Below are 26,374 nucleotides of genomic sequence, written 5' to 3' on the forward strand. Positions count from 1 at the left end.
GTGAAAAAGATGATCGCCCTCATAAGGCAAAAAGCGCCTTATGGGTCAATCCCTATTTTCTTCACGAGCAACCCAGGCGCTTGCGCTTTTTGTGTAATCCAGCTTCAGCACCTAGCTCGTTGTGAAAAAGATGATCGCCCTCATAAGGCAAAAAGCGCCTTATGGGTCAATCCCTATTTTCTTCACGAGCAACCCAGGCGCTTGCGCTTTTTGTGTGAAATTTATTATAATAACAGGACATGTCTAATGACTGACAGGATAAAGGAGTTTTTTGATGAAACAAAATCAATTTGAACGATTTAATTTGAAAAGCTACATTCTAGATGCGGTTCGTACTTTAGGGTTCGATAAGCCGACGGAAATTCAAGAGCGCGTGCTTCCGTCGCTTTTAAAGGGAAGTAGCTTAATTGGACAGTCGCAGACAGGAACAGGGAAGACACATTCCTATTTGCTGCCGATCATGAACAGGCTTGATGCCGGTAAGAATGAGGTTCAAGCGATTATTTCCGCACCAACCCGTGAGTTAGCGAACCAAATCTACAAAGAAGCTTTGAAAATTGCTGATCATTTCCCTGAGGATGAGCAGATTCAGGTCCGTTGTTTCATCGGTGGTACTGATAAACAGCGAATGATAGATAAATTGAAGACACAGCCGCAATTGGTAATCGGTACACCGGGCCGGATCAAGGACTTGGTTGCAGCTCAGGCATTACAGGTTTATACAGCAAAAATGCTTGTAGTCGATGAAGCGGACCTTATGCTAGACATGGGCTTCATTGAAGATGTCGATATATTTGCATCACGTATGGCTGAAAAAATTCAAATGCTTGTCTTTTCGGCAACCATCCCAGAAAAATTGAAGCCGTTTTTAAATAAATATATGGAGAATCCAAAGTATGTTCAAGTGAATCCCAAGCAGGCGACCGCTTCGAAAATTGAACATGTTCTCGTACCGCTTCGTCACCGTAACAGAGAGCAGTTACTTCATGATATCATCGTTCGTTATAATCCATATTTGGCGATTATTTTCACAAACACAAAAAAAATGGCGGATCATGTGGCTAACTCCTTGATTGAAAAAGGGTTGAATGTCGGCCGTATTCATGGTGATTTATCGCCTCGTGAGCGTAAAAAAATGATGAAGCAAATCAATGATCTGGAGTATCAATTCATCGTTGCGACAGATCTGGCTTCCCGTGGAATCGATATTGAAGGTGTAAGTCATATCATTAACTATGAATTGCCTTCAGATTTGGATTTTTATATCCATAGGACGGGAAGGACGGCTCGTGCCGGATATTCAGGCATTGCCACTACCATTTACGATACATCCGATGAAGATTCACTGAACCGCCTTGAAAAAATGGGCATTGAATTCCGTGATGCGGATATCCAAAACGGTGATTGGGTTGATATCGATGAACGTAATAAACGGAAAAACCGTAAAAAACAAAAATCTGATATCGATGTTAAAGCGAGCAGGCACGTCAAGAAGCCAACTAAAGTCAAGCCAGGATACAAGAAGAAAATTCAACGAGATGTGGAAAACTTTAAAAAACGTGAACGTCGTATACAGAGAAAGAAATAGGGGAGAAATCAGATGCTGAAGATCGGATCGCATGTTTCAATGAGCGGGAAAGGTATGCTACTTGCTGCGAGTCAAGAAGCGGCTTCGTATGGCTCCAACACATTCATGATCTATACAGGGGCCCCTCAAAACACAAGACGTAAAAAAATCGAGGATTTAAATATCGAAGCCGGAAGACTGCATATGGAGGAGAATGGAATCAGCGATATCGTAGTCCATGCCCCGTATATCATTAATATAGGAAATACAACGAATCCAGCCACATACGAGCTTGGAGTTAACTTCTTACGCAGCGAAATCGATCGGACCGAAGCCATTGGCGCAAGGCAGATCGTACTTCATCCAGGTGCGCATGTTGGTGCAGGCAGTGAACTGGGTATCAAGAGAATCATCGAAGGTTTGAATGAGGTGCTGACTGCCGACGATAAAGTTCAGATTGCCCTTGAAACGATGGCGGGCAAAGGGTCTGAATGTGGCAGGTCTTTCGAAGAGCTGGCGATGATCATTGATGGTGTAACCCATAATGAAAAACTATCGGTTTGCTTCGATACTTGCCATACTCACGATGCCGGATATAATATCATCGAGGATTTTGATGGCGTACTGAATGAATTTGATAAATTGGTCGGTGTTGACCGCATCAAGGTCCTTCACATAAACGATAGCAAAAATGAACGCGGCATGCGCAAGGACCGCCATGAAAACATTGGATTTGGTCATATTGGTTTTAAGGCGTTGAATGCTATTGTTCACCATCCGCAATTAAGCAGTGTTCCGAAAATCCTGGAAACACCTTATGTAGGGGAAGACAAAAAAGACAAAAAGGCACCATATAAATTTGAAATTGATATGTTCAAGAATAATCAATTTGATGAAGATCTATTGGATAAGATCAGATCTCAACAATAATCATAATAGGGACGATTCATCGAAAAAGATGAATCGTCCTTTCATTTGCATAAGTATGCTCAGATAAAGCTGCAGCTGGCTTAAGATCTCTAAAAAGTGGAAGTAAGGTTGTTGAAGAGGGATTCTATTTCCCTGGCTGTGCTTGCTCCGGCAACTTTTGTAATTTGACCAAGCACGTTCTGTCTTTGACGTATATCAAAAATGTTAATATTTTTACCTGCTAGAAGTGCAGTGATATCCTGTGCTTGTTTTTGAGTGAGTGCAACCTTATGCTGTTTAGCAAGGGAAAGCAGTTCATCGGGGCGAATACTGTTGATTTTATGATTGACCATCATTTCAAATAATTTCAAACGATCTCCTCCTTTGTTAAAACATATGAAGGAGGAAGACGTATGTGAACATGAAACTTTGTTTGATTACTGTAAGTTTGGTTCAGCTCACACTTTTTTGTGGTTCAGGGTGTACCGGCACTTGTTCAGAGTACCGGTTTCTTTACATCTTGGCTTCTTTGATTTATACTAACGATTGTTAATCGTAATGATTCTTAAAAAAATAGGTGATCTCTTTGGATAATGTAGTAAACCCCATAGTTAAATTTGAAGATATATCTTACAAATATACAAAAGATCTAGTGCTGGAACATGTTTCTCTTGAAATCCCTAGAGGGGCCTTCTTAGCAATCGTTGGGCCGAATGGATCCGGTAAGTCAACGCTTTTGAAGTTGCTGCTTGGTCTGTTCAAGCTCCAAAAGGGAAAAATTGAAATTTTCGGTGAAGACATACGACGCTTTAAAGATTGGCAAAAGGTCGGTTTCGTTTCCCAAAAGGCCAACTCCTTCAACTCTGGGTTTCCTGCCACAGTTTTTGAAGTGGTTCAGAGTGGTTTGACCAAAAAAATCGGCTTGTTTAAGTTTGCAGGCAAAGAGGATAAGCAAAAGGTGAAGAAGGCTCTGGAATCCGTGGATATGCTTGAATATCAGAACCGCAATATCGGGGAATTGTCCGGAGGCCAGCAGCAGCGGGTGTTCATTGCCCGGTCACTGGTCAGCGAACCGGAATTGATGATATTGGATGAGCCTACGGTTGGCGTTGATTCAAAAAACGTCCACCAATTTTATGAAATGCTTGAGATGTTGAATAAAAAATTAGGTATAACCCTGATTTTAGTAACTCATGATGTTGGTACTGTGACCGATAAAGTCACACATGTCGCCTGTTTAAATAAAAAGCTTCATTTTCACGGGGATGCCTGTGAATATAATGAGCTGGATGAAGGTGAGCTCTCGTCCATTTATGGACATGGGGTCCAATTTTTAAATCATGATCATTAATATGTTTTGGAGGATAGCCCAATGATATCGGGGATATTGCAATTTGAATTTTTGCAGAACGCATTTTTGACCGGAATCATCATCGGAGCGATTGCGCCATTAGTGGGCGTTTTTGTCGTGGTAAGGCGGATGTCGATGATTTCCGATGCGCTAAGTCATGTTGCGCTTGCTGGGATAGCGTTTAGTTTATTGCTGCAGAAGAGCTTTCTATCTTTAGCAGGATTGAATCCACTTTATATAGGAATGGCCTTTTCTGTAGGTGGTTCATTATTCATTGAAAAATTAAGAGGGGTGTACAAGCATTATCAAGAGCTTGCAATCCCGATCATAATGTCAGGCGGCATGGGTCTCAGTGTCATTTTCATATCCATTGCAGATGGTTTCAATACGGATTTATACGGTTATTTATTCGGCAGTGTCAGTGCCGTCAGCCGGGCGGACTTATATGTCATTTTGGCAGTGGGGATAGTCGTAGCCTTGATGCTCACCCTATTGTATAAAGAACTATTTCTGTTATCTTTTGATGAAGAGCATGCGAAAGCGTCCGGAATACCTTATAAAGCGATTCATTTTATTTTTATTGTAATGGTCGCATTGGTCATTGCCGCTTCCATGAAAATCATTGGTATATTACTTGTTTCTTCGCTCATGACGCTCCCGGTAGCTGCTAGTCTCCGCTTTGCAAAGGGTTTTAAGCAGATGATTGGATATTCGGTCTTATTCGGTGAAGTGTCTGTCATAGGCGGATTATTCTTATCATATAACCTTGACCTTGCTCCTGGCGGGACCATTGTAATAATAGCTGTACTAATTCTCATCTTGTCAATTTTGTTTGATAAGTGGAAAAATCGATAGATGGGGTGATGTAATGAACGTAACTACTGCCATGCAACTATTAAAAGATAAAGGTTTTAAGCATACAGGAAAGAGGGAAGAAATGCTGCAGCTTTTCTCTTCCAGCGATAAATATTTAACGGCCAAAGATGTATTGGAGAATATGAAACAGGATTATCCAGGTTTAAGCTTCGATACGATTTACAGAAATCTTTCCTTATTTGTAGAACTGGGCATCTTTGAAGCGACCGAGTTGGAAGGGGAAAAGCGTTTTCGTTTTACATGCGGTCATTCTTCCCACCATCACCACTTCATCTGTTTAAATTGTGGAAAAACGAAAGAAATCGAACTGTGCCCGATGCAGGAACTTCAGGAAAGCTTGAAGGACTACGATGTTTCGGGTCATAAATTTGAAATTTACGGACGCTGTCCCGCATGTAGCGTATCTTTGGATGCATAAAAACCATTGACCTCCAGTCAATGGTTTTTTCTTGTCTCATTTTATAGTTGCCGGTTGCCCTGACATCCAATTATTCACCCATGCAGACGCTTCTTGCCAATTGTTGACCCGAATCACCCTTTCAGGCACGGGATCTTGGTTGTAAGGAGTATTAAATAAAATCACGGGTATTTTACACTCTTCCGAAATCGCCACTGCATTATCGTGCTTGTCCTCTAAAAAGAGATCGACTTCGAATTTTTTGGCTGCAGCCACTTTATCGTGTGAGCCTACAAGCTCAATATGATCATATAGGACTTCATTCGACGTGAACCAATTTTTGGTTACATCAAATAAACGGTTACTTCTGGCACTTATGAAATAAAGGTTAGCGTGTTCAGTCCATTTTTCCAATACATCTTTCGCACCTTCAGCCAATAATGATTCCGAATAGATGAGTGGCTCGCTCTCAATGAACCATTTAGTGAAATCCTCTTTTGGAACATTCACGAAAGGGAATAAGTCATATTCGGTAATGTCCTCATAAGCTAAATTCAGCTGGAAAGCTTTATTTAAAAAGGGGACCATGGAATCAGGTCTTGTAACAGTCCCGTCTATATCGATGCCAAAACGTTTTTTCATGATGAATCTCTCCCTCATTTTCAATACTTGTAATAGTGTAACATATCCCATCATAGCTTTGGTAAATACCCGTATTTATTTCCAAGATATGAAACCATTTTCACGATGGGATCCGCGATTTTTACATACACTATAAATGCTTCACAAATGAAAGTGAGGGATGCACGAATGGAAAAAGATCAATACTCCAGTATTGACGACGAAATGCAATTGGCGAAAGAGGGCAGTGAACCAACCGTTGTGGATGATCAGCATCATGAGCGGTATTATAATGAAGATACACCTGAAGATGACAGACGATATGAAAGTCGTGGGACCATAACCAATATGGATAACCGGTATCAGGAAGAAACGTCTGCCGAAATTTCAACACCGCCTCAGAGAATCAGGTCATATAAAAATGATGGACGTGCAGAGGATAATGGTTCTGGGGATGTGGCATCAAGAGGGAAAGCGATTGGTGTCATAGCTTTGATCATCTCCATTATATCTTTATTCATGATGCCCTTCATTTTAGGGATTGTGGGTATCATTGTAGGGATAGTGGCCAGAAGCCGGGGATCGAACTTAGGTACTTGGGCCATCGTCATTGGTGCAATCTCCATCATCGTTGGCATATTCATCCTGCCGTTCTTTTAAACACCATTAAACCCTTTGATGTCATTTTCCGAAATGCATCAAAGGGTTTTTTCAAATGGTATAAAACAAAAAATCCCGATAATGAAAATTCGGGATTCTTTGTTTTATTTATTTAGTAAAGCTGCAGCAGCAGCTTCGGCTCTTTGTTTTTCATAGTACTCTTCAGCGATTTTGTCAATTTCTTTTTTAAGTTCCTCGACCATCGTCTCTTCAGGCACTTTACGAACAATTTGACCTTTTCTAAACAGTAAACCTTCACCTCGGGCCCCGGCAATGCCGATATCAGCCTCACGGGCTTCTCCAGGGCCGTTTACCGCACAACCAAGCACTGATACCTTGATTGGCGCTTTGACCGTCTGGATGTACTCTTCAACTTCATTGGCGATGGAAATCAAATCAATCTCGATTCGACCGCAAGTAGGGCAGGAAATTAAAGTGGCCATGTTGGAAGCAAGGCCAAATACTTTTAGAAGCTCCCTTGCCACCTTCACCTCTTCGACAGGATCGGCACTTAAGGAAACACGCATCGTGCTTCCGATGCCCTGACTTAGGATGGCACCTAGTCCGGCAGCGCTTTTTACGGTTCCTGAAAATAGCGTACCTGATTCCGTGATCCCAAGATGTAAAGGATAATCGAATGCTTTCGAAGCTTTTTCATATGCCTCGATGGCTAAATTCACATCGGAAGCCTTCATGGAAACGATGATGTCATGAAAGTCCAGATCTTCCAGGATCTTAATATGGTGTAAAGCACTTTCTACCATTCCATCAGCAGTCGGGAAGCCATATTTCTCGATGATTTTCTTCTCTAGAGAACCAGCATTGACCCCGATGCGAATTGGTATTCCTTTAGCCTTCGCAGCTTTCACTACTGCTTCAACCTTTTCACGGCGACCGATGTTACCAGGATTAATCCTGATTTTATCAGCTCCGCCCTCGATTGCCTTCAGAGCAAGTTTATAATCGAAATGAATATCGACTACAAGAGGGATGTTTATCCGTTTTTTTATCTCAGAGATTGCATCAGCTGCCCTTTCATCCGGACAGGCGACACGTACGATTTGACATCCAGCTTCTTCAAGGCGAAGAATCTCTGCAACCGTTGCTTCAACATCATGTGTTTTTGTCGTTGTCATGCTTTGTACGATAACTTCATTATTGCCGCCAATCGTTAAGTTTCCGACTTTAATTGGCCGCGTCTTGGTGCGATGTATGATTTCACTCAAGTGGAATTCTCTCCTTTAGGAAAAAATCAGTTTTGATTTTTAATTTGTTTCTCTGAAATATTGTATCAATGTACATACCGCTTGACAAGGAAATAGGACGCATAATGTTTTTTCATCACGAGACATCCCCTAATTTCTGGATACAATCGATGCTGGGAAATCCCCTTAATGGTTCTTGTGAAGGGGGAGATTCCTATTATGGGGGTTATTTGTAAACGGGAATCTTATATGTTTTGCCAATCTGCATATCCTCGGGCTTCAATCCTTCATTCAAACTTTGAAAGTCAGTGATGATCGTTTCGATTGGCTGATTGGATCCGCCTTTTTCCGTTTCGACGATGGAAAGTAAGGTATCACCCGGTTTCATGGTAATTTCTTTATAGGCGGCAGATGGTGCGGATGCAGGCTTGCTGGCCGGGACGGCCTGTTCGCCTGTAGAGGCCGGTGGATGGGAAGCCGGCAGGGTACCCGTAGTCATATCAAAATAAATAATAAATAAAGTGAAACAGAATGAGATAAAAAGCAGTAGCCGTTTCAATTTTCCATCCTCCCAAGCTTGTCTTTAATTCATCTATACTTGGAGGGGGCAAAAAATATGCCTAAAAATGGGCAATTCTTCAAATGGAATATGAGAGTGGCCATTCAAATTTTTCTATTTCATTTGAGTAACATCCTTATTATTTGAATGAGTGTTAAGAAAGGAGCGAATTTCCTTTGGGGTCAGACCACTCTTTTTTGCCTCCATTATGAGTAACAACCACTGTACATCAATATGACTCTCCTTCACATCTATCACCTCTTAATTACTATTTCAACCATAAGTATAGGAATAACTTAGTGAGTATTTTGTCGAATTAAGTAGATTAAAAAAATGATGACTGTAGTCATATGCTGCAAAGGCATGGATTACCCGATTCTATTTAAGCAAAAAGAGCTGGACCCGGTGGTCGAATCAAATGGGGTTCTGTCTGAATTTAAAAAAAGTTGATTGGAACAGGTGGGCGAGACTCCTGCGGGAAAGCGTGTATTAGGGAGACCCCGCAGGCGCAAAGACCGCACTGGTTCCAATCAATGTTCGAATTTTACAAAGCCTTAAAAGACTGTAGGGAAACTCGATTCTCATCGAGCTTCCCTACAGTCTGAGTCCAATCTTATTAATGTCAATTTCCGATCTTATTGGCTGATGTTTCTTTAATCGATAAGAATAACATCATCAATGTCACAAACCAGCTAATGATGGAAGCGAACGGTACCATTGCTTGAAAAGCATCCATGATGGCGAAGAATACCGTGGCAAGCGTTATGCTGTAAGCACCGATTCTCCATAGATGCCTATAGGAAAGAGGACGGCCAAGAGCATTTTTGAAAAAAAGACCGAAAGCGGCAAGGATCGTCACTTTAATGAAGATACCGCTAGCAGTAAACAGGTATAATATAAGTAGAAGCAATGGAAGGATAATAGGCAGCACAGATTCAACTGAATCAAGCCAAGTGGATATTTCCTTATTATCTCCCTCCAGAACTGAATATGGAGAGGATTGCACATTGCCTCCGGATACGAAAACCAGATCAGACTTTAAAAGCGCGACAGCTTCATCAGCTTTAGTGGCTACATCTTCCGGGGTCAAAGCTCCCGTGCCATCTACAAAAATTTGATATCCGTTTTTATTCAGGCTAAACGGCTCATCTTGTTCAGTTGTCAACGTGCCATTTTTGATTTCAAATGCCGGTAAGTCTTCGGATACTGTTTCGTGCATGGCATCTATCCCGTTAACTATCATTGTCCCGAAATAAAAAGCTGAAGGGAGAAAGGCGATGAGACTTATAAAGAAAACGAATAATATCGTTTTCCCGATACCTTGGTTTTGAAAGGAAGCAATATCTTTAGGAGAATACAAGCTAACCCATAGTTGTTTGAATATGTTCAATGTTTTCAGCACCTAACTATATAAGATTCCTAACCAATTTTAACTATATGGGAAAAATAAAACAACCTGTATTCTGCTTCATTGGTTTCAACCATCAGTAATGAGGTAATTATGGAGAGATAAAGTCAAATTATATATCAAATGAGAAAGGGGCGTTTTAGTAATGGATACACTATTTTGGATAATAATTACCCTGATGTTCATAATGGGGTTTGTCGGTCTGATTTTTCCAATCATCCCAAGTGTTTTATTCATTTTCGGCGGAATATTGCTATATGGACTATTTTATTCTTTTGAACCATTTGGCTGGTTTTTCTGGACGGTCCAAATTTTATTCGTCATCCTTTTATTCGCAGCTGATTACATTGCGAACATGGTCGGGGTCAAAAAGTATGGAGGCACGAAAGCGGGAATTTGGGGCAGTACGATTGGGCTACTGGTCGGGCCATTCGTGATCCCGTTCCTCGGAATACTAATAGGACCATTCATCGGGGCATTCCTGGCAGAAATCCTAGTACATAAAAAAGACCCGGTCACTGCTTCGAAAATCGGGCTTGGTTCCGTTGTAGGCTTTATAAGCAGCGTCATCACAAAAGGCATCATCCAAGTTTTGATGATTGGATATTTTCTATTCGTGGTATTCTCATAGGAAATATAATCGAAAAATGAAAAATTGAGGCATAAGGTTTGAAACGGTTACAAAAATTTGATACTCTATTTCTAGCGAGCTTTATGTATCTTTCGAGAACTGAAGCCCTCAAAAAATAAAAGCTTACATAGGGAGGAATTTTATTATGGCTTTTGAACTTCCACAATTACCGTATGCATATGATGCATTAGAACCACACATCGACAAAGAAACAATGAACATTCACCACACTAAACATCACAACACATATGTGACAAACCTGAACAATGCCCTAGAAGGTAACCAAGAACTTCTAAGCAAAAGCGTTGAAGAAATCGTCGCTAACCTTGACGCAGTACCTGAAGCTGTTCGTACAGCTGTACGCAACAATGGTGGCGGACATGCTAACCACACTTTATTCTGGGAAATCCTTTCACCTAACGGTGGCGGACAACCGACTGGTGAATTAGCGGATGCTATCACTTCAAAATTCGGAAGCTTTGACAGCTTTAAAGAAGAGTTCGCTAAAGCGGCTACTACTCGTTTTGGATCTGGCTGGGCTTGGCTTGCAGTCAACAATGGCGAGTTGGAAGTAACAAGTACACCAAACCAAGACAATCCATTATCAGAAGGTAAAACACCGCTTCTTGGATTGGACGTTTGGGAACATGCATACTACCTAAACTACCAAAACCGTCGTCCTGAATACATCAATTCTTTCTGGAATGTTGTAAACTGGGATGAGGTTGCAAAACGTTACAGCGCTGCAAAATAATTTGTAATTAAAAAAGACAGGGTTCCTTTTCTGAAAAGGAACCCTGTCTTTTTTTTTGTTTCTCTAATCCGAACGGGAACATTGAAGAAAAACTATATAAAGGCAACTCGTATGCTGTTTCGCCAAAAGAAGTGAAAGAAATTCACGAGAAAACACTCCGAATTCATGAACATCCCCTTCGTCATCGCCAATCAAAGAGTTTTCTTTATACTGTTCTTCTGATTTTAAGGGAAAAGCTATTAAGGAAAACAGTATAAGGGCAACTACTTCTCTGTCATCGCCATCCTGGCTCGCCAATCGAAGAGTTTTCTTTATACTGTTTTTGATTTATTCGGGAGAGAACTTTTAAGGAAAACAGTATAAGGGCAACTACTTCTCTGTCATCGCCAATCGAAGAGTTTTCTTTACACTGTTATTAATTTTATTTGAGAGAGAGATTTATGGAAAACAGTATAAGTTCAACTACTTCTCTGTCATCGCCATCCTGGCTCGCCAATCAAAGAGTTTTCTTTACACTGTTCTTGATTTAAAGGGAAAAGCTTTTAAGGAAACAGTATAAGGGCAGCTACTTCTCTGTCATCGCCATCCTGGCTCGCCAATCGAAGAGTTTTCTTTATACTGTTTTTGATTTATTCGGGAGAGAGCTTTTAAGGAAAACAGTATAAGGGCAACTCCTTCTCTGTCATCGACATCCTGGCTCGCCAATCGAAGAGCTTTCTTTACACTGTTATTAATTTTATTTGAGAGAGAGCTTTTAAGGAAAACAGTATAAGGGCAACTCCTTCTCTGTCTTCGCCAATCGAAGAGTTTTCTTTACACTGTTATTAATTTTATTTGAGAGAGAGATTTATGGAAAACAGTATAAGTGCAACAACTTCTCTGTCATCGCCATCCTGGCTCGCTAATCGAAGAGTTTTCTTTGCACTGTTATTAATTTTATTTGAGAGAGAGATTTAAGGAAAACAGTATAAGTGCAACTACTTCTCTGTCATCGCCATCCTGGCTCGCCAATCAAAGAGTTTTCTTTATACTGTTTTTGATTTATTCGGGAGAGAGCTTTTAAGGAAAACAGTATAAGGGCAACTACTTCTCTGTCATCGCCAATCAAAGAGTTTTCTTTACACTGTTATTAATTTTATTTGAGAGAGAGATTTAAGGAAAACAGTATAAGTGCAACTACTTCTCTGTCATCGCCATCCTGGCTCGCCAATCGAAGAGTTTTCTTTATACTGTTCTTTTCCAAATTCAAAAGGAAAACAGTATAAGGGCAACTACTTCTCTGTCATCGCCAATCGAAGAGTTTTCTTTACCTTTTTTTACATAAATTCTTTTGTTTTTTCAAACACTAGAGTGGAATTTAAAGGAGAGTTAAAACAATGGGTATTTTAGAGAGATGGTTGGGTGAAGCGGGGGGAAAGAAGGATCTGCACCTCCTTTTGTTTATTGGCGGGCTGTACAGCCTAAGTATTGCTTTATCCAATACATTCGTTAATGTGTACTTGTGGAAACAATCCGGTCAAATTGTTGATATTGCCGTATATAATCTAACCGTGGTGCTTTTTCAACCGCTTACCTTTGTCTTTGCTGGCAGGTTGGCGAAAAAAGTGGATCGAATCATTGTTTTGCGTCTGGGTGTTATCTTTTTGGCCCTATTTTATTTATCAGTCCTATTGGTAGGCACACGGGCAACGGATTTCCTTTGGTTGCTTGGTGGACTGTTAGGAATCGGTTATGGGTTTTATTGGCTTGCCTATAATGTCTTGACTTTTGAGATAACTGAACCGGAAACAAGAGATTTCTTCAATGGTTTTTTAGGGATTTTATCATCCCTTGGGGGAATGGTCGGTCCGATTCTTTCAGGGTTCATCATTTCGAGGCTTGAAAAATTCACGGGATATTCCATTGTATTCGGATTGTCTTTGCTATTGTTCTCCGTTGCGGTGTTTCTTAGCTTTTCTTTAAAAAGACGTCCAGCACATGGCAGATACTGTTTCCTTCGGATATTGCAGGAACGGAAAAATAATCGGAATTGGCTTTTGATCACACGTGCTCACTTTTTCCAAGGGATACGAGAGGGCACCTTCATGTTCATCATTTCGATTAACGTTTTCATTCAGACGGATAGTGAACTTGCCTTAGGGAGCTATGGTCTGTTAAATTCGGCCATTTCATTCGTTGCGTATTTTTTTGCTTCACGATATATAAAACAGCCGATGCGAAAAAAGGCCATTCTTATTGGAGGAATCCTGTTGTATGCAGGGGTCTTATTGATTGCATTTGATATCACATTCGGGAAGCTTCTCATTTATGGGGCAATTGTAGCTACCGCTTATCCTATTCTTTTGGTCCCTTATATATCGTTGACGTATGACATTATAGGCCGTGCTTGGAAGGCAGCGGAAATGAGGATTGAATATATCGTTGTCCGGGAACTGTTCGTTCATCTTGGAAGGATCGTCTCGATATCAGGATTCATACTTTCCGTCATGTTATTCGACCTAAAGGAAGTACTGCCGATCTATCTGTTAATCGTCGGGGCAGGGCATACCGTGATATATTGGTTTATACGGAAAATCGATATCATTGACCAAGATTGAAAAAGAGGCCTTAGAGGCCTCTTTTCCAATATCAGGACTTACCGTTTTAGGATTTATGAGCCGTAAGTCACTTTTTATGTAAAGTTCGTTATATGTTTAATATTTCTAGAACACTAAGGTAGAAAAAAATATAAATGTTCTATAGAATAGTATAGGACTATTATGACTATGTAAAAAGGATGTGTGGCTTAGTGTGAATAAAAAGAAAAAGAAAAAGACGCATGTGCCTTTCAGATTGAATATTCTTTTCTTTTTAGTGTTTGTTTTGTTTTCCGCTTTAATTTTACGCTTGGGTGTTGTACAGATTGTTTATGGTGATGATTACCGGCGTGAGATTGAAAGAACAGAGGAAGTGACCGTGAATAATTCGGTGCCCCGTGGGAAAATGTATGACCGGAATTTGAAACTGATGGTCGATAACCAACCACTGGATGCAATTACATATACACGTAAACAAGGTACGAAACAAACAGAAATGGTGGAAACGGCTGAGAAACTAGCGAAGTTGATCGAAAAGGAAACAGACAAAGTAACTGAACGCGATAAAAAGGATTTTTGGATTTTGAAGAATCCAAAGCTGGCCGAGAAAAAGATTACCGATAAAGAACGGAAAAAAGTGGAAGAGGGCGAGATGGAAGAAAGTGATTTGTATAAGCTTCAGCTTGATCGGATTACTGAAGAAGAAACAAAGCTTTCGGAAAAGGATCTTGAAGTTCTTGCCATCTATAGGGAATTTGCAAGCGGATATGCCCTTACCCCACAAATTGTGAAAAACAAGGAAGTAACAAAAGAAGAATTCGCCAAGGTGAGTGAACACCTTGATTCGCTCCCAGGGGTCGATATATCTACAGATTGGGATCGTTTTTATACATATAATAAAACACTTAAATCTGTATTGGGTAAAGTTTCCTCATCTGAAGAAGGGTTGCCTAGCGAAAGCCTGAGCTACTACCTTGCACGTGATTACAGCCGGAATGACCGTGTAGGTAAGAGTTATATCGAGGCGCAATATGAGGATATCCTCCAAGGTCAGAAAGCGAAAGTAAGGAATGTGACCGATAAGTCAGGAAATGTCGTCGATTCCGAAGTGATTACTGAAGGTTCGCGAGGAAAAGATCTTATATTGACAGTTGATATGGATTTACAGCTTGCAACTGAGGAAATCATTGAAAAGCAATTGATTGCCAAGAAAAAAATGGGTAACACCAAATTCTTGGACAGGGCCTTTGTTGTCATGATGGATCCCGATACAGGGGAAGTATTGACGATGGCTGGCAAGAAATATGAGAAGGACCCAAAAACGGGGAAATCCTCCATTGAGGACTTCGCATTAGGAAATATCACGACTTCCTATACGATGGGTTCTGCGGTTAAAGGTGCTACCGTTTTAACCGGTTATCAGGAAGGTGCGATCCAGCCGGGTACGTACTTTTATGATACGAAGTTGAAAATCAAAGGTACACCTGCCAAAGGTTCATATAGTGACTTCGGGAACATTAATGATCTGACCGCATTGAAAGTATCTTCGAACGTTTACATGTTCAGAACGGCAATTAATATTGCAGGTGCGAATTATGTGCCGAATGAACCTTTGAACATTAGTTCAGGCGCGTTTTCAACCATGAGGAATTCATTTGCCCAGTTTGGCTTGGGTGTCCGCACGGGTATTGATCTTCCTAATGAAATGAGCGGATTCAAAGGTTCCGAAACATCGCCAGGTAAGCTGCTTGACCTTGCCATCGGACAGTATGATACGTACACACCGATGCAGCTCGTGCAATATGTTTCAACCATTGCGAATGGCGGTAACCGCATGAAGCCGCATATGGTTAAGGAAATCCGCGATCCAGTTGATAATAATGAGGAATTGGGACCTGTTGCCGAAGACGTTTCACCGACTGTCCTTAATCATCTTGATATGAAGGACGAATGGATTGAACGTGTTCAGAGCGGTTTCGATAAAGTTGCGATGGAACAAGGCGGAACGGCTTATACCTATTTTGGGAATAAATCGTATACAGTGGCAGCTAAAACCGGGACGGCGGAAGCATTCTATGACGGCCCGAACCGGATGAATTATAGCGAGCCCCAAGAAACGATGAACATCACGCTTGTGGGTTATGCCCCAGCTAAAAATCCTGAGGTCGCTTTTGCGGTCGTTGTTCCGTGGGCATACCAAGGACATACGGGTCACAGCATGAGTAAAGAAATAGGTGAAGAAATCATGGATACTTATTTCGAACTGAAAAAAGAACGGGCTAAGAAGGAAAATACCGAAACCTCGACTGATTTGAAAGTGGAGAATGGTAAAGACGTTCAAAAGGACCAAGCTGAAGTTAGAAAAAGCCAGGAAAATGAATAAAAGGTTAAAAACACGTTTTTGGGTAAAACCGGAAACGTGTTTTTTGCATTTTAAGACTTAGTCAATACAGTTCTTTCGTCTTTACAATTAGCACACAATTATTTACTGAATATTTACATTTGCTTCAAACGGAGTTTACAGTCTAAAAGTATGATGTGAGAGTAGGACAAAATATTCATATAAAATTCTTAGGGGGATTTACAAATGAGACGTTTCAAAGGTATGGCAATGACTGTAATGATGGGTGGAGTAATTGCAGTAGCGGCGGGTTGTGGATCCGATGACACTAAGACAAGCAGCGGTGAAGGAAAAGGATCTGGCCAACTGCAGGGAGAAGTAATTACGGATGGTTCTTCAACGGTCTTTCCGATCATGGAGGCAGTTGCCGAAGAATATATGGCTACACAGCCTGATGTGAAGGTTTCAGTGGGATCGTCAGGAACAGGTGGGGGATTCAAGAAATTCATCGCTGGTGATACGGACCTAGCCAATGCTTCCCGCCCGGTCAAAGAAGAAGAAACTGCCTTACTTGATGAAAATGGAGTTAAATATACAGAGTTGAAACTGGCATTTGACGGTATTTCAATCGTCGCCAATAAAGATAATGAATTCATCGATTCACTAACAGTTGAAGAACTTCAAAAACTGTGGATTGATAATGGAAAGGTGAAGAAATGGTCTGATATACGTCCTGAATGGCCGAAGGAAGAAATTAAATTCTATTCTCCGGGAACAGATTCAGGCACATATGATTATTTCAATGAAGTGATCCTTGAAGAAAAACCGATGGTGGAAAATGCTACGCTTTCAGAAGATGATAATGTCCTTGTACAAGGTGTAGAAGGTGATAAAAATGCGATTGGATTCTTCGGTTATGCCTACTACTCTGAAAACAAAGATAAGTTAAAGATCATTTCCATCGACAACGGCAAAGGTGCCGTAGAGCCAACGCATGAAACGATTAAAAGTGGGGAGTATGCACCATTGTCACGTCCACTTTACACATATGTAGCTAATAAGTCAGTAGCCGAAAAAGAACAAGTTGCAGATTATACTCAATTCGTCATTGAAAATGCAGGAGAGCTTGCTGAAGAAGTGGGTTATATCAGCCTGCCGGAAGAAGAGTACCAGAAAGATCTTGATAAATTAAAAGAACTGGAAAAATAAACGATATTACAGGCTACTGAAATCCCGCCTTGACTCGATTAAGGCGGGGGTAACAGCTTGTAAATCCAAATATTGTGTGTCTGAAATGGAGGATGCAAGTTGGAACTTAGAAAAACAGATACCTATTCTGTACAGCAAATGATCCTGGAAAAGAAAAGTAAGAAAAAAATGAATATGGAAAAAATCATCCCTAAGCTTTTGTTCCTTACGGCGGCAATTTCCGTTTTTACTACAATCGGGATCATCCTGACGCTTATATTTGAAACATTTATCTTTTTTGACAAAGTATCTATCGTCGAATTTTTTACAGAAGCTAAATGGCTGCCATTTGCATCTACACCGTCCTATGGGATTATGCCGCTTATCGTGGGAACATTGAAGATAACAGTCATAGCAGCGGTGGTTGCAGTTCCAGTAGGGCTTGCAACAGCCATTTTCTTGAGTGAATATGCATCAGAGAAAACACGCAGAATCATTAAGCCGATTTTAGAAGTTTTAGCTGGAATCCCTACTATCGTTTACGGCTTCTTTGCCTTAACTTTTGTAACACCGGTTTTGCGGGATTTATTTCCTTCCCTTGACATGTTCAATGCTCTAAGTCCTGGGATCGTTGTAGGAATCATGATCATGCCGATGATCGCCTCTTTGTCGGAAGATGCCCTTGTATCAGTACCGAAGTCGATTCGCGAAGGTGCGTATGCCTTAGGAGCAACGAAACTCGAAACGACAATTAAAGTGGTATTGCCAGCAGCCGTTTCAGGAATTGTGGCATCCATCGTTCTTGCTCTATCCAGAGCGATCGGGGAAACCATGATTGTGAGTGTTGCCGGTGGCTCGACCCCAAATATGAGCATGGATATCACTTCATCGATTCAAACGATGACCGCTTATATTGTACAGGTAAGTTCGGGGGATGCAGGATATGGGACAACGATTTACTACAGCATTTATGCGGTTGGAATGACACTGTTCGTCTTTACGCTTATCATGAATTTACTGGCGCAGTTCATCTCTCGCAAGTTCAGGGAGGAATACTAAGACATGAAACTGATAAACAAAAGTCATGTTGCAAAAAAAATGCCTGTTAGGCTGGCTGTTAACACGATTTGTAAAGGATTATTCTTCTTGGCAACATTGGTTGGCCTCCTCGTATTGGCCATCTTATTTTATCGGATATTCACTCAAGGAATTGGCAGTCTGAATGGGGATTTCCTTCAGAATTTCGCTTCCAGGAAACCTGAAGAGGCTGGTATAAAGGCAGCGTTGATCGGTTCAATTTGGTTGATGGTAGTGGTGGCCCCGGTTTCCCTGCTGCTTGGCGTTGGAACGGCCATTTATTTAGAGGAATATGCCCGGAAGAATTGGATCACCACTTTTATCAAAGTGAATATTTCCAATCTGGCAGGTGTCCCGTCAATAGTATTTGGACTTTTGGGTTTAACGGTTTTCGTTCGTGCCCTAGCCTTGGACCGGTCCATATTGGCAGCAGGCTTGACGATGAGCCTACTTGTTCTTCCTGTCATCATAGTGGCTGCCCAAGAGGCCATACGTGCCGTACCTCGTGATCTAAGGGAAGCTTCATTTGGAATGGGTGCAACAAAGTGGCAAACGATATTGAAAGTGGTCCTGCCTGCTGCGATACCTGGCATTTTAACTGGGGGGATACTTGCTTTATCACGTGCAATCGGTGAAACGGCTCCATTGGTGGTGGTTGGCATACCAATGTTCATCGCCTTTTTACCTCAAACGGTCATGGATACATTCACAGTGCTGCCGATGCAAATCTATAATTGGACATCCCGTCCACAGGAGGAATTCCAGCAGGTTGCTGCCGCGGGAATCATCGTTTTACTCATCCTGTTAATATTCATGAATTCAATAGCGGTTATAATTCGAAATAAATTCCAGAAAAGATACTGATAGGAGGAAGGAAGCATGAATATGACCTTAACGAGAGAAAAAGAGTCAACGGCAATCGGAATCGAAAATGTCGAATCGGCTGCCTTGACGGAAAAGGTGTATGAAACATCCAATCTCAATTTATGGTATGGAGAAAACCATGCTTTGAAAAATATTAATCTGGATATGCACCAAAATGAAGTGACCGCCATCATTGGGCCTTCAGGATGTGGGAAATCGACCTACATCAAAACATTGAACCGAATGATAGAGCTAGTCCCGGATGTGAAAACGACAGGCCAGATTAAATATAGAAACAGGAATATCCTTGATCAGTCCTATAAGGTGGAAGATTTAAGGACACAGGTGGGAATGGTTTTCCAAAAGCCTAATCCCTTTCCAAAATCAATTTATGAAAATGTTGTATACGGACCAAAAATCCATGGAATTAAAAATAAAAAAATTCTTGATGAGATCGTCGAAAAGAGTTTAAAAGGGGCAGCCATTTGGGATGAAGTGAAAGACCGACTGCATGAAAATGCATATGGACTTTCAGGTGGACAGCAACAGCGCCTTTGTATTGCCAGATGTTTGGCCATCGAACCTGATGTCATATTAATGGATGAACCGACTTCTGCTCTTGATCCGATATCCACTTTGAAAATAGAAGAATTGGTCCAAGAACTGAAAAAGGATTTCAGCATTATCATCGTTACCCATAACATGCAGCAGGCAGCACGTATCTCTGATAGAACAGCCTTCTTCTTAAATGGGGAAGTCATCGAATATTCTGATACAAACACCATCTTCTCTAATCCGAATGATAAAAGAACAGAAGATTACATTACCGGACGCTTCGGTTAAAGAGAAAGGGAGATGCGATAATGATCGTTCGTGAAAATTTCGAGCTTCAATTGAAAGAGTTACAGGAGAAAATCGTGAAGTTGGCTAATTTAGCTTCAAATGCCATATCAAAATCATATGCCGCATTGGAAAACAATAATGTAGAAGAGGCTCTTGAAGTTATTGATGATGACACAATCGCTGATTTACTGGAAGAGGAAATTAATGACTTTGCGATTTTGCTGATTGCTAAGCAGCAGCCGGTTGCGATTGATTTAAGGCGTATCATTGCTGCCATAAAAATCGCCTCTGATATTGAAAGGATGGCGGACTTTGGTGTGAATATCGCTAAATCAGCCATCCGAATCGGTGACCAGCCATTTATTCTGCCTTTAACACCATTAAAGCAGATGCATGATATTACATTAAAGATGATTCAACTTTCAATTGAAGCATTTGAGAAGGAAGATGTTGTTCTTTCAAGAGAGATCATTGAAATGGATGACGAGGTTGATAGCTTTTATGGAGATATGATTCGGAGTCTCCTTCGCCTTTCAGATGAAAAAAACCTTCAGCAGGTTACACAGCTTTCCTTAATAGCTCGATATTTGGAAAGGACAGCGGACCATACAACGAATATCGCAGAGAATATTTACTTCCTGGTAAGAGGGAGATATATCAGCAGGAATGAATGAACCGATCCTAATTGAAAAAAAGAGAGGCTTTTTTCGGACATCGTCCATTTAAAAGCCTCTCTTATTCATTAATGGGTCAAAGTATTGGCCAATTGTCTATATTTCATATTATTCGTAACAACAAACTCACCGATTTGTATTTTTTTTGAGAAATCATGGTCATTCATGTAAGCTTCAAATTCAGCAGCATCATCGATGATTTTTTCATTGGCAAGGCTATCGGCAATTTCGGTTGTGGTCATATTCGTTTTCACTTTAATTGTATAGGTGACGATGGAGGGATCTTTTTTTGAAGCCCCTTTCTCCATTGAATCCTTATCTGGATCCTTTGGTTGGACGGTCTTTTTAGCTTCCTCCATAGGGTGTGTAACGACGAATCCTTTCTTCACGAGCGATTCCTTAGCTTCCTCCTCAGTGGGAGTGGTGCCTTCGAATAATCCGGTGCCATAATGAAAGCCAGCAAAGATTGTTGTTGTAAAAATGATACCGGCGGAAAGACCTTGCAGTCTTGCTTTGTTCATTCTCATTCACCCCGCAATCTTTGCTGCTCGATCACTGAAATTGTTTGTTCCTTCGTTAATGAGGATTGTTTGGCGATCTGGTCCAAAGAAAGACCTTGACTATATAAAGATAGAACCTGGCTTTTTAAAATTTCATGAATGGATTCGCTATCATTGGAATTGACAATTGATTTAACCTTTACAGAGGGAGCAGGATCGTCCTGGATAACGAATTCCTCTTCAAGAATCTTCACCTTCTTCTTTAATTGGTAGATATCCTGCATATACGTTAGTGTCATCTGCTCCAAATCTTCCTCTAATTTGGCAACTTTATCTTTACCGAAAAAGGAAATGATGAGAAGGACGATCGCTAAAGAAAAAAGAAGGATGATAAGTGTTTCCATGTTTTCACCTCAGAAGCTAATTTTCGACAATATATTTATATTTTACACATATTTTTAAAAAAATGGAGATTTTCATATTTTTATATTTTCCGAAATGGGCCGTAAACTTCATTTATTGTCTGTTTTGTTTCAAATATTGTCGAAAAGCTTAATGAGCGTCGTTGAATAAAAAAAATCAGGCATTAAAATGGGAAAAAAACCTTTAAGAGATAACATACATAAAATTCGACAAAATGTGTTTATTGTCCATCAGCCAATTCAGTGCTAACATAAAGATAGAATAAATCGAAAAAACAAAATATTTTGAATAGTTAAAAATCGGTTGACTATAAGAAAATGGTGTGCAGCTTCCAAAGTGGATAGATTCACTGTCAGCGCCTAACGATAAGCTATATATATAAGGATAAAGAAGGGGAAGGGATGATTATATGAATTCGCTATTCGCGTATATGCCGCAGGATAACCAGGATATATTTCGTAAGGGATTAAAGTCTGGGTTATGGATGGATGAGAGTTTTGATTGGTATCCTGAGGAAGATATGATGAGTCATCCGAATGGAGAGATCCGGACACTTTCACAAACATATACCCAAGGGCAGGTGACCTTTTCGAAGTTCACGATTAGAAATACATCATTCGAGACGAAGCGCCCAAAAGTGTTTTTTCACTATGAAAACGCTTTCGAAAGGCAGGCGGTGGCTTTTTACAGCCCGAATGAACGGGCGATTTTACATGTAGCTCCTCAATCGATTGCTTTATTGGGTGGATTGGTGAAAGGAAAAAGCATCTCTCAATATTGTATCCAAGGTAAGGGAAGCCTATATCAAGAGGGATGCTTCAAATCATTGAAGGAGGGGCTCTTGGCTTATTCACCGCTCGCCAAAGGGGAAGTTACCAGTGTGTTTACGCTAGAGACTGAAATCTTGCCGAAGGAATGTGTGGAAGCTGTGGCCTGGGTCATTCATGCTGAAACGAAAGAAGAGGCGAAAGTCATAAATAATCAGCTCCTCCTGACGATGCAAAACGTAAACAATTAAGAATTCAAAAAAGTTAAAGTTGGATTTCCCAAAAAACATACTAGCAATTCGCATTGAATAATGCTATTATAGAAAAGTCCTATGTGAAAAAGTCAATATGTTTGGAGGGAAATACACAATGCGCGTAAATATTACATTAGCTTGCACTGAATGTGGAGACCGTAACTATATTTCTAAAAAAAATAAACGTAACAATCCAGACCGTCTTGAGCTTAAAAAATACTGCTCAAGAGAAAAACGCAGCACGACTCACCGCGAAACAAAGTAAGCAACAGGATTTTTCCTGTTGTTTTTTTTATGCATTTTTTTAATCCCTTCTTCCTCTCTTTCCTTTCAGGTTGCATTAATGGATCGGCAATTTCCGACACCGTATTTTTCGTATATGAACAAATATTATGAGATAATGATAGAAGTAGACTAAAGGAGTCGGAAGAGATGAAAGAAAATAAAAAAAAGCTCCGCCAAGAAGCTAGGTCCCGTTTAATGGAGCTGACTAAAGAGGAACATGAGGAACTATCGAACCGAATCGCTGAAAACTTATTTTCACTGGAGGAATGGAAAAAAGCAAAAACCATTGGCATCACCATCTCCATACCGCCCGAAGTTCCAACGGTACGGATCATCGAACAAGCATGGAGTGAAGGAAAAGAAGTGGCAGTACCAAAATGTGATCATGAAAAAAGGACAATGGAATTCAAGAAAATCTCGTCCTTCAATCAGCTGGAGTCTGTTTATTACGGGTTGCTTGAACCAGTGGCTGAAACAGCCAAGGCTCGGAAAGAGGAATTGGATGCATTGATCGTACCCGGTCTTGCTTTTACCAAGGAAGGGTATCGCTTAGGCTTTGGAGGCGGCTATTATGACCGTTTCCTATCTTATTACCGAGGAGATACATTGGCCCTTACATACGAGCTTCAATTAATGGATGAACTCCCGATAGAGGTTCATGATATAGCGGTCGGCAAACTCATTACCCCATCCAGGGTAATACGTACGTACTCCCATTAGAAGAAGTTTATTAATTATCACTTTTAGCTCATAAAAATCCTGTCCTGTATCACACTATTGATAGGAGGGATTGTTATGCTTCGATTAATTATTCAAATCTTCTTGGTTGGTTTAGCTGTTTATGCAGGTTACAAAAACCGGTACCGCCTGATAAATGTTGCGCTGTCCAACGGCATTTTAAGAAGATTTCTAGTGACTAAATCCTTGGATATGCCAATGTTCAGGGATAAAATGATGCAAAGCATGTTCAGTCAGACCAAATGAGAAAGCCTGCATCTTAAAAAGGAACCTGATCAGGGGTTCCTTTTTTTATTTTTAAGGAGCGGGAAAGCAGTCTCCTTTTTTACTTTTTTCATGATTTCGTCTATAGTTTTAATTAAGAAACAGGAATTTCAGAAGCATAAGTTTCATTGGAAAGTGGGGAAGGCATTGGGATTTAAAGAGGATTATTTGTTTTGGGAAACCATAAGGGAGTTGTCTGCCCATTATGATTATCGAATGATCACTGTCACTGAAAACCATCAGGAGATTTGGCTAGAGAGCGATAAGAATAAAGAATTTCCAGTCATTAGACTCATTCGACATGATTTGGATTGGGCTAATTGGCTGAAACGCGATATCGACCGAACTTTGCAGAATGGAGAAAGGATCAGAAGGAAATTATACAAAAAGCCCATTGACATATTAAGTATCTATGTTAGTAAATTCGCCCCGGTGGATGATCATGACTTTAGCTCACGAGTGGCTTCCTTTAAAAAAACGAATGTTAACACGTTTCTTCTAACTTGTGAAAACTTTCATGATTCGTTGCAAAACCTTGAACATGTTTTGAAAAAACCACTGTCAATTCAAGTTCTTGAAGATAATGAAATAGATGAGGAAAAGATTCTCGCAGTAAAGAAAGACGCCATCTCTGAGTCAGTCAAAAAGGCTAAGGCTGAGCAGAAGGTATTTCAAAATGCCAATAAGCCATTCTTTACATATATATTCATGGCGTTACAAATAGCTGTATTCATCTTGATGGAGTTTAATGGGGGCAGCACCAATTCCAAAACTTTGATTGAGTTTGGCGCTAAATTTTCCCCTTATATCATGCAAGGGGAATGGTGGCGGTTCTTTACACCGATGATCGTCCATATTGGGTTCATTCATTTATTGATGAATACATTTTCATTGTATTTGATCGGAGCAGAGGTTGAAAGGATTTACGGTAATGCCAGGTTCCTTTTCATCTATATATTCGCTGGTTTCGCTGGAACTCTAGGCAGCTTCATCATGACCCCGAATCTTTCCGCAGGGGCGAGCGGAGCCATTTTTGGCTGCTTTGGGGCACTTCTGTACTTCGGCATCGTCTATCCGAAATTATTCATGCGCTCGATGGGCTCATCGGTGATTGTGTTGATCATCATTAACTTAATATATGGTTTCACCGTAGCGGGAATTGATAATGCAGGGCATATCGGAGGTTTGATCGGAGGGTTCTTGGCTGCTGGAGTGGTGCATCTGCCAAAGTCCAGGAATATCTTACGGCAGCTGGCTTTTCTGATCGGGTCGGCAATACTGACCTATGCCCTTCTTAACTTTGGATTCAATCATCAGGAAAGTGCAGCTATGGATGATAATACGATGGCCATGATGGCCCAAAAGTATATTGATGATGATGAAGAGGATAAAGCGGAAGAGATGTTAAACAATTATGTTGATGCAAATCCTGATGCACCGCTATCGCTTTTTATGCTGGGAAATTTATCTTTTGATAATAAGGACATAAATAAAGCCAGGGATTATTATGAAAAAGCGATTGAAAGCAATCCGGATTTGCATGAAGCCCATTACAATCTTGCCTTAGTCTACATGAATCTCGAATCATTCGATCAAGCTAAGGAGCAAGCTGTTCAGGCTATTGAGCTTGCCCCCGATAATAAATCATATACAAAACTGCTGGCAGAAATTGAAAAGCGACTATAACTTTTGACGCAGCATGATTGGGGAACCGTCTTCCAGGGTAAACAAGACAAGTATTTCACTTTGATTTTTAGCCATAAGCAATAGGGGGATGGTGCTGCCTTGTGGACTCACAGTGGATCCATCCTCCTTTTTTATTCCCAACACGTAATTTTTGTAAAGTCCTTCCCACAGTTTTCCCACAATTTCTTCCCGTTTGAATTGGGGGAAGTCAGCAAGCCATTGATTTTTCTTTGACGGCAAATCTGTTAAAGAGATGATTTTGTACTGATCCAGATTAACCTGAAATGCTTGACCGGCTTTTTCCAAACCATTTCGAACCGTTTGATCTGTAAAGCCGTCCAGCGTTTTTTTCCACTGAACCTGTTCTTCCGAAAGGGGACTGTGGAAAAATTGAAAAACCGGTGTCGTTACTGTATAGAGTTTATCTTTACTGAGCTGCTGGGCACTGGTGAAAATTGTGTCACTCGGATGAACCTCGGCATAATGAAACGTTACCGCTTCATAACGACCACTCTCGGTTTCTTTAGTTTTCGCTTTTTGAGAGAGTTCTTGTTTATTTTGGCGCCAATTTTTTAAGGCTCCTGCCAATTTTCCATTTTTGTATAAAAGCGATACGTCTTGACGCAAGTAAGCTGTCTGGTCCAATGAAGAATCCACCCTCCAAGTGATGGTATAGGTTGAATCCCCGGTGCCCTCCGGTGTCAGGTTGGTGGAAGCATGTTCAAAATGAAGCGAGGAATCGATGGGAAAAAAAATGATGGTTTCCTCTGCCCTTTTATGATTTGATAAATATAGGATGACAAAAATGGTGGTCAAGACCAAAAAGACGGTATACTTCAATTGTACTTTCATTTTTCCCCTCCGTTTTCGCGCGTGATGAGTGGTTAAAAATATTAAGCTGTTGAATCAAATCGAAAGAGTCCACATTCTTGATATTTCATCATATGAATACAGTT

General features: G+C 40.6%; 30 protein-coding genes. 21 read left to right on the top strand and 9 right to left on the bottom strand.

The window, feature by feature from the left end; genetic code table 11:
• From ACWF5P_RS08855 to ACWF5P_RS08865, 3 genes are all read left to right on the top strand, one after another.
• Positions 1-294: hypothetical protein (locus ACWF5P_RS08855; RefSeq protein WP_452444810.1), on the top strand; the 294-nt coding region annotated here is incomplete at its 5' end.
• Positions 275-1,588: a DEAD/DEAH box helicase gene (locus tag ACWF5P_RS08860; protein ID WP_434167405.1), complete on the top strand. Its 1,314-nt coding sequence runs from the start codon at positions 275-277 to the stop codon at positions 1,586-1,588. The genes ACWF5P_RS08855 and ACWF5P_RS08860, both read left to right, overlap by 20 nt.
• Before the next feature lie 12 nt (positions 1,589-1,600).
• The gene (locus ACWF5P_RS08865; protein WP_101222586.1) at positions 1,601-2,497 is read left to right on the top strand and encodes a deoxyribonuclease IV; all 897 of its coding nucleotides are present in this window, start codon (positions 1,601-1,603) and stop codon (positions 2,495-2,497) included.
• An 89-nt stretch (positions 2,498-2,586) separates the two neighbouring features.
• On the opposite strand, the gene ACWF5P_RS08870 is transcribed toward ACWF5P_RS08865, so the two are convergent.
• Positions 2,587-2,847: a DUF2624 family protein gene (locus tag ACWF5P_RS08870; RefSeq protein WP_063233031.1), complete on the bottom strand. Its 261-nt coding sequence runs from the start codon at positions 2,845-2,847 to the stop codon at positions 2,587-2,589.
• 215 nt (positions 2,848-3,062) lie between these two features.
• Here ACWF5P_RS08870 and ACWF5P_RS08875 point away from each other — a divergent pair, with 215 nt between their 5' ends.
• Genes ACWF5P_RS08875 through ACWF5P_RS08885 form a run of 3 tightly spaced genes read left to right on the top strand, consistent with a single transcriptional unit; the run spans position 3,063 to position 5,121 of the window.
• Positions 3,063-3,827, top strand: coding sequence for a metal ABC transporter ATP-binding protein (locus ACWF5P_RS08875; RefSeq protein ID WP_053535720.1), 765 nt, complete (start codon positions 3,063-3,065; stop codon positions 3,825-3,827).
• 21 nt (positions 3,828-3,848) lie between these two features.
• Entirely contained in the window at positions 3,849-4,682 is an 834-nt protein-coding gene (locus ACWF5P_RS08880) for a metal ABC transporter permease (RefSeq protein WP_063233033.1), read from the top strand.
• Between the two features lie 13 nt (positions 4,683-4,695).
• Positions 4,696-5,121 (top strand): Fur family transcriptional regulator, encoded by a 426-nt coding sequence (locus tag ACWF5P_RS08885; RefSeq protein WP_101222584.1) that lies wholly within the window; start codon positions 4,696-4,698, stop codon positions 5,119-5,121.
• A gap of 36 nt (positions 5,122-5,157) precedes the next feature.
• On the opposite strand, the gene ACWF5P_RS08890 is transcribed toward ACWF5P_RS08885, so the two are convergent.
• Positions 5,158-5,742, bottom strand: coding sequence for a 5' nucleotidase, NT5C type (locus ACWF5P_RS08890; protein WP_260358089.1), 585 nt, complete (start codon positions 5,740-5,742; stop codon positions 5,158-5,160).
• 168 nt (positions 5,743-5,910) lie between these two features.
• On the opposite strand from ACWF5P_RS08890, the gene ACWF5P_RS08895 reads away from it, so the two are divergent.
• Positions 5,911-6,381, top strand: a complete 471-nt coding sequence (locus tag ACWF5P_RS08895) for a DUF4190 domain-containing protein (RefSeq protein ID WP_232782915.1) — start codon at positions 5,911-5,913, stop codon at positions 6,379-6,381.
• Between the two features lie 104 nt (positions 6,382-6,485).
• Here the strand turns inward: ACWF5P_RS08895 and ispG are convergent, their stop codons facing one another.
• The 4 genes from ispG to ACWF5P_RS08915 form a co-directional block, all read right to left on the bottom strand.
• A complete protein-coding gene (gene ispG / locus ACWF5P_RS08900; protein WP_185116202.1) occupies positions 6,486-7,598 on the bottom strand; it encodes a flavodoxin-dependent (E)-4-hydroxy-3-methylbut-2-enyl-diphosphate synthase in 1,113 nt (370 codons plus the stop codon).
• A 214-nt stretch (positions 7,599-7,812) separates the two neighbouring features.
• On the bottom strand, positions 7,813-8,145 hold the full coding sequence (locus ACWF5P_RS08905) for a LysM peptidoglycan-binding domain-containing protein (protein WP_230177020.1): 333 nt from the start codon (positions 8,143-8,145) through the stop codon (positions 7,813-7,815).
• Between the two features lie 114 nt (positions 8,146-8,259).
• On the bottom strand, positions 8,260-8,403 hold the full coding sequence (locus tag ACWF5P_RS08910) for an anti-repressor SinI family protein (RefSeq protein ID WP_101222582.1): 144 nt from the start codon (positions 8,401-8,403) through the stop codon (positions 8,260-8,262).
• A 364-nt stretch (positions 8,404-8,767) separates the two neighbouring features.
• A complete protein-coding gene (locus ACWF5P_RS08915) occupies positions 8,768-9,535 on the bottom strand; it encodes a DUF1189 domain-containing protein (RefSeq protein ID WP_157831004.1) in 768 nt (255 codons plus the stop codon).
• 163 nt (positions 9,536-9,698) lie between these two features.
• Between ACWF5P_RS08915 and ACWF5P_RS08920 the strand changes: the two genes are divergently transcribed.
• From ACWF5P_RS08920 to phoU, 9 genes are all read left to right on the top strand, one after another.
• Complete coding sequence (locus ACWF5P_RS08920; RefSeq protein ID WP_101222580.1) at positions 9,699-10,184, top strand: DUF456 domain-containing protein; 486 nt, start codon at positions 9,699-9,701, stop codon at positions 10,182-10,184.
• A gap of 145 nt (positions 10,185-10,329) precedes the next feature.
• Positions 10,330-10,938, top strand: coding sequence for a superoxide dismutase SodA (gene sodA / locus ACWF5P_RS08925; protein ID WP_034308436.1), 609 nt, complete (start codon positions 10,330-10,332; stop codon positions 10,936-10,938).
• Positions 10,939-12,314: 1,376 nt separating this feature from the next.
• Complete coding sequence (locus ACWF5P_RS08930; protein ID WP_101222578.1) at positions 12,315-13,535, top strand: MFS transporter; 1,221 nt, start codon at positions 12,315-12,317, stop codon at positions 13,533-13,535.
• Between the two features lie 193 nt (positions 13,536-13,728).
• Positions 13,729-15,897, top strand: coding sequence for a penicillin-binding transpeptidase domain-containing protein (locus ACWF5P_RS08935; RefSeq protein WP_434167401.1), 2,169 nt, complete (start codon positions 13,729-13,731; stop codon positions 15,895-15,897).
• Positions 15,898-16,101: 204 nt separating this feature from the next.
• Entirely contained in the window at positions 16,102-17,064 is a 963-nt protein-coding gene (locus tag ACWF5P_RS08940; RefSeq protein WP_452444811.1) for a PstS family phosphate ABC transporter substrate-binding protein, read from the top strand.
• A gap of 138 nt (positions 17,065-17,202) precedes the next feature.
• Positions 17,203-18,102 carry a phosphate ABC transporter permease subunit PstC gene (pstC, locus tag ACWF5P_RS08945; RefSeq protein ID WP_434169698.1) on the top strand — a complete coding sequence of 300 codons (900 nt, stop codon included), beginning with the start codon at positions 17,203-17,205 and terminating at the stop codon, positions 18,100-18,102.
• A 3-nt stretch (positions 18,103-18,105) separates the two neighbouring features.
• On the top strand, positions 18,106-18,984 hold the full coding sequence (pstA, locus tag ACWF5P_RS08950; RefSeq protein ID WP_101222575.1) for a phosphate ABC transporter permease PstA: 879 nt from the start codon (positions 18,106-18,108) through the stop codon (positions 18,982-18,984).
• Positions 18,985-19,005: 21 nt separating this feature from the next.
• On the top strand, positions 19,006-19,827 hold the full coding sequence (pstB, locus tag ACWF5P_RS08955; RefSeq protein ID WP_397315861.1) for a phosphate ABC transporter ATP-binding protein PstB: 822 nt from the start codon (positions 19,006-19,008) through the stop codon (positions 19,825-19,827).
• A gap of 20 nt (positions 19,828-19,847) precedes the next feature.
• Positions 19,848-20,501 carry a phosphate signaling complex protein PhoU gene (gene phoU, locus ACWF5P_RS08960; RefSeq protein WP_230177017.1) on the top strand — a complete coding sequence of 218 codons (654 nt, stop codon included), beginning with the start codon at positions 19,848-19,850 and terminating at the stop codon, positions 20,499-20,501.
• Positions 20,502-20,569: 68 nt separating this feature from the next.
• Here the strand turns inward: phoU and ACWF5P_RS08965 are convergent, their stop codons facing one another.
• Both ACWF5P_RS08965 and ACWF5P_RS08970 read right to left on the bottom strand, forming a co-directional pair.
• A complete protein-coding gene (locus ACWF5P_RS08965) occupies positions 20,570-21,022 on the bottom strand; it encodes a hypothetical protein (RefSeq protein WP_434167399.1) in 453 nt (150 codons plus the stop codon).
• Positions 21,023-21,024: 2 nt separating this feature from the next.
• On the bottom strand, positions 21,025-21,405 hold the full coding sequence (locus ACWF5P_RS08970) for a hypothetical protein (RefSeq protein WP_434167398.1): 381 nt from the start codon (positions 21,403-21,405) through the stop codon (positions 21,025-21,027).
• Positions 21,406-21,833: 428 nt separating this feature from the next.
• On the opposite strand from ACWF5P_RS08970, the gene ACWF5P_RS08975 reads away from it, so the two are divergent.
• From ACWF5P_RS08975 to ACWF5P_RS08995, 5 genes are all read left to right on the top strand, one after another.
• Positions 21,834-22,442, top strand: a complete 609-nt coding sequence (locus ACWF5P_RS08975; protein WP_434167397.1) for a hypothetical protein — start codon at positions 21,834-21,836, stop codon at positions 22,440-22,442.
• Positions 22,443-22,560: 118 nt separating this feature from the next.
• Positions 22,561-22,710, top strand: coding sequence for a 50S ribosomal protein L33 (gene rpmG / locus ACWF5P_RS08980; RefSeq protein WP_028391797.1), 150 nt, complete (start codon positions 22,561-22,563; stop codon positions 22,708-22,710).
• A gap of 167 nt (positions 22,711-22,877) precedes the next feature.
• Positions 22,878-23,450 carry a 5-formyltetrahydrofolate cyclo-ligase gene (locus ACWF5P_RS08985; protein WP_434167396.1) on the top strand — a complete coding sequence of 191 codons (573 nt, stop codon included), beginning with the start codon at positions 22,878-22,880 and terminating at the stop codon, positions 23,448-23,450.
• Positions 23,451-23,525: 75 nt separating this feature from the next.
• The gene (locus tag ACWF5P_RS08990) at positions 23,526-23,714 is read left to right on the top strand and encodes a hypothetical protein (RefSeq protein ID WP_101222568.1); all 189 of its coding nucleotides are present in this window, start codon (positions 23,526-23,528) and stop codon (positions 23,712-23,714) included.
• A 165-nt stretch (positions 23,715-23,879) separates the two neighbouring features.
• Positions 23,880-25,418, top strand: coding sequence for a rhomboid family intramembrane serine protease (locus tag ACWF5P_RS08995; protein ID WP_427572026.1), 1,539 nt, complete (start codon positions 23,880-23,882; stop codon positions 25,416-25,418).
• Here the strand turns inward: ACWF5P_RS08995 and ACWF5P_RS09000 are convergent.
• Positions 25,413-26,270 (bottom strand): hypothetical protein, encoded by an 858-nt coding sequence (locus tag ACWF5P_RS09000; protein WP_434167395.1) that lies wholly within the window; start codon positions 26,268-26,270, stop codon positions 25,413-25,415. The two genes, ACWF5P_RS08995 and ACWF5P_RS09000, sit on opposite strands and share 6 nt — an antisense overlap.
• Positions 26,271-26,374: the final 104 nt, after the last annotated feature.

It is taken from the genome of Peribacillus sp. NPDC055009 (genome assembly GCF_053608705.1).

Excerpts from the sequence above, each read along its gene's own strand:
- ACWF5P_RS08970 (WP_434167398.1), bottom strand. The coding sequence starts at position 21,405 with ATGGAAACACTTATCATCCTTCTTTTTTCTTTAGCGATCGTCCTTCTC.
- ACWF5P_RS08940 (WP_452444811.1), top strand. The coding sequence starts at position 16,102 with ATGAGACGTTTCAAAGGTATGGCAATGACTGTAATGATGGGTGGAGTA.
- ACWF5P_RS08965 (WP_434167399.1), bottom strand. The coding sequence starts at position 21,022 with ATGAACAAAGCAAGACTGCAAGGTCTTTCCGCCGGTATCATTTTTACA.
- pstC (WP_434169698.1), top strand. The coding sequence starts at position 17,203 with ATGATCCTGGAAAAGAAAAGTAAGAAAAAAATGAATATGGAAAAAATC.
- ACWF5P_RS08865 (WP_101222586.1), top strand. The coding sequence starts at position 1,601 with ATGCTGAAGATCGGATCGCATGTTTCAATGAGCGGGAAAGGTATGCTA.
- ACWF5P_RS08885 (WP_101222584.1), top strand. The coding sequence starts at position 4,696 with ATGAACGTAACTACTGCCATGCAACTATTAAAAGATAAAGGTTTTAAG.
- pstA (WP_101222575.1), top strand. The coding sequence starts at position 18,106 with ATGAAACTGATAAACAAAAGTCATGTTGCAAAAAAAATGCCTGTTAGG.
- ACWF5P_RS08930 (WP_101222578.1), top strand. The coding sequence starts at position 12,315 with ATGGGTATTTTAGAGAGATGGTTGGGTGAAGCGGGGGGAAAGAAGGAT.
- pstB (WP_397315861.1), top strand. The coding sequence starts at position 19,006 with ATGACCTTAACGAGAGAAAAAGAGTCAACGGCAATCGGAATCGAAAAT.
- ACWF5P_RS08990 (WP_101222568.1), top strand. The coding sequence starts at position 23,526 with ATGCTTCGATTAATTATTCAAATCTTCTTGGTTGGTTTAGCTGTTTAT.
- ACWF5P_RS08985 (WP_434167396.1), top strand. The coding sequence starts at position 22,878 with ATGAAAGAAAATAAAAAAAAGCTCCGCCAAGAAGCTAGGTCCCGTTTA.
- rpmG (WP_028391797.1), top strand. The coding sequence starts at position 22,561 with ATGCGCGTAAATATTACATTAGCTTGCACTGAATGTGGAGACCGTAAC.
- ACWF5P_RS09000 (WP_434167395.1), bottom strand. The coding sequence starts at position 26,270 with ATGAAAGTACAATTGAAGTATACCGTCTTTTTGGTCTTGACCACCATT.
- ACWF5P_RS08880 (WP_063233033.1), top strand. The coding sequence starts at position 3,849 with ATGATATCGGGGATATTGCAATTTGAATTTTTGCAGAACGCATTTTTG.
- ACWF5P_RS08920 (WP_101222580.1), top strand. The coding sequence starts at position 9,699 with ATGGATACACTATTTTGGATAATAATTACCCTGATGTTCATAATGGGG.
- ACWF5P_RS08860 (WP_434167405.1), top strand. The coding sequence starts at position 275 with ATGAAACAAAATCAATTTGAACGATTTAATTTGAAAAGCTACATTCTA.
- sodA (WP_034308436.1), top strand. The coding sequence starts at position 10,330 with ATGGCTTTTGAACTTCCACAATTACCGTATGCATATGATGCATTAGAA.
- phoU (WP_230177017.1), top strand. The coding sequence starts at position 19,848 with ATGATCGTTCGTGAAAATTTCGAGCTTCAATTGAAAGAGTTACAGGAG.
- ACWF5P_RS08975 (WP_434167397.1), top strand. The coding sequence starts at position 21,834 with ATGAATTCGCTATTCGCGTATATGCCGCAGGATAACCAGGATATATTT.
- ACWF5P_RS08895 (WP_232782915.1), top strand. The coding sequence starts at position 5,911 with ATGGAAAAAGATCAATACTCCAGTATTGACGACGAAATGCAATTGGCG.
- ACWF5P_RS08890 (WP_260358089.1), bottom strand. The coding sequence starts at position 5,742 with ATGAAAAAACGTTTTGGCATCGATATAGACGGGACTGTTACAAGACCT.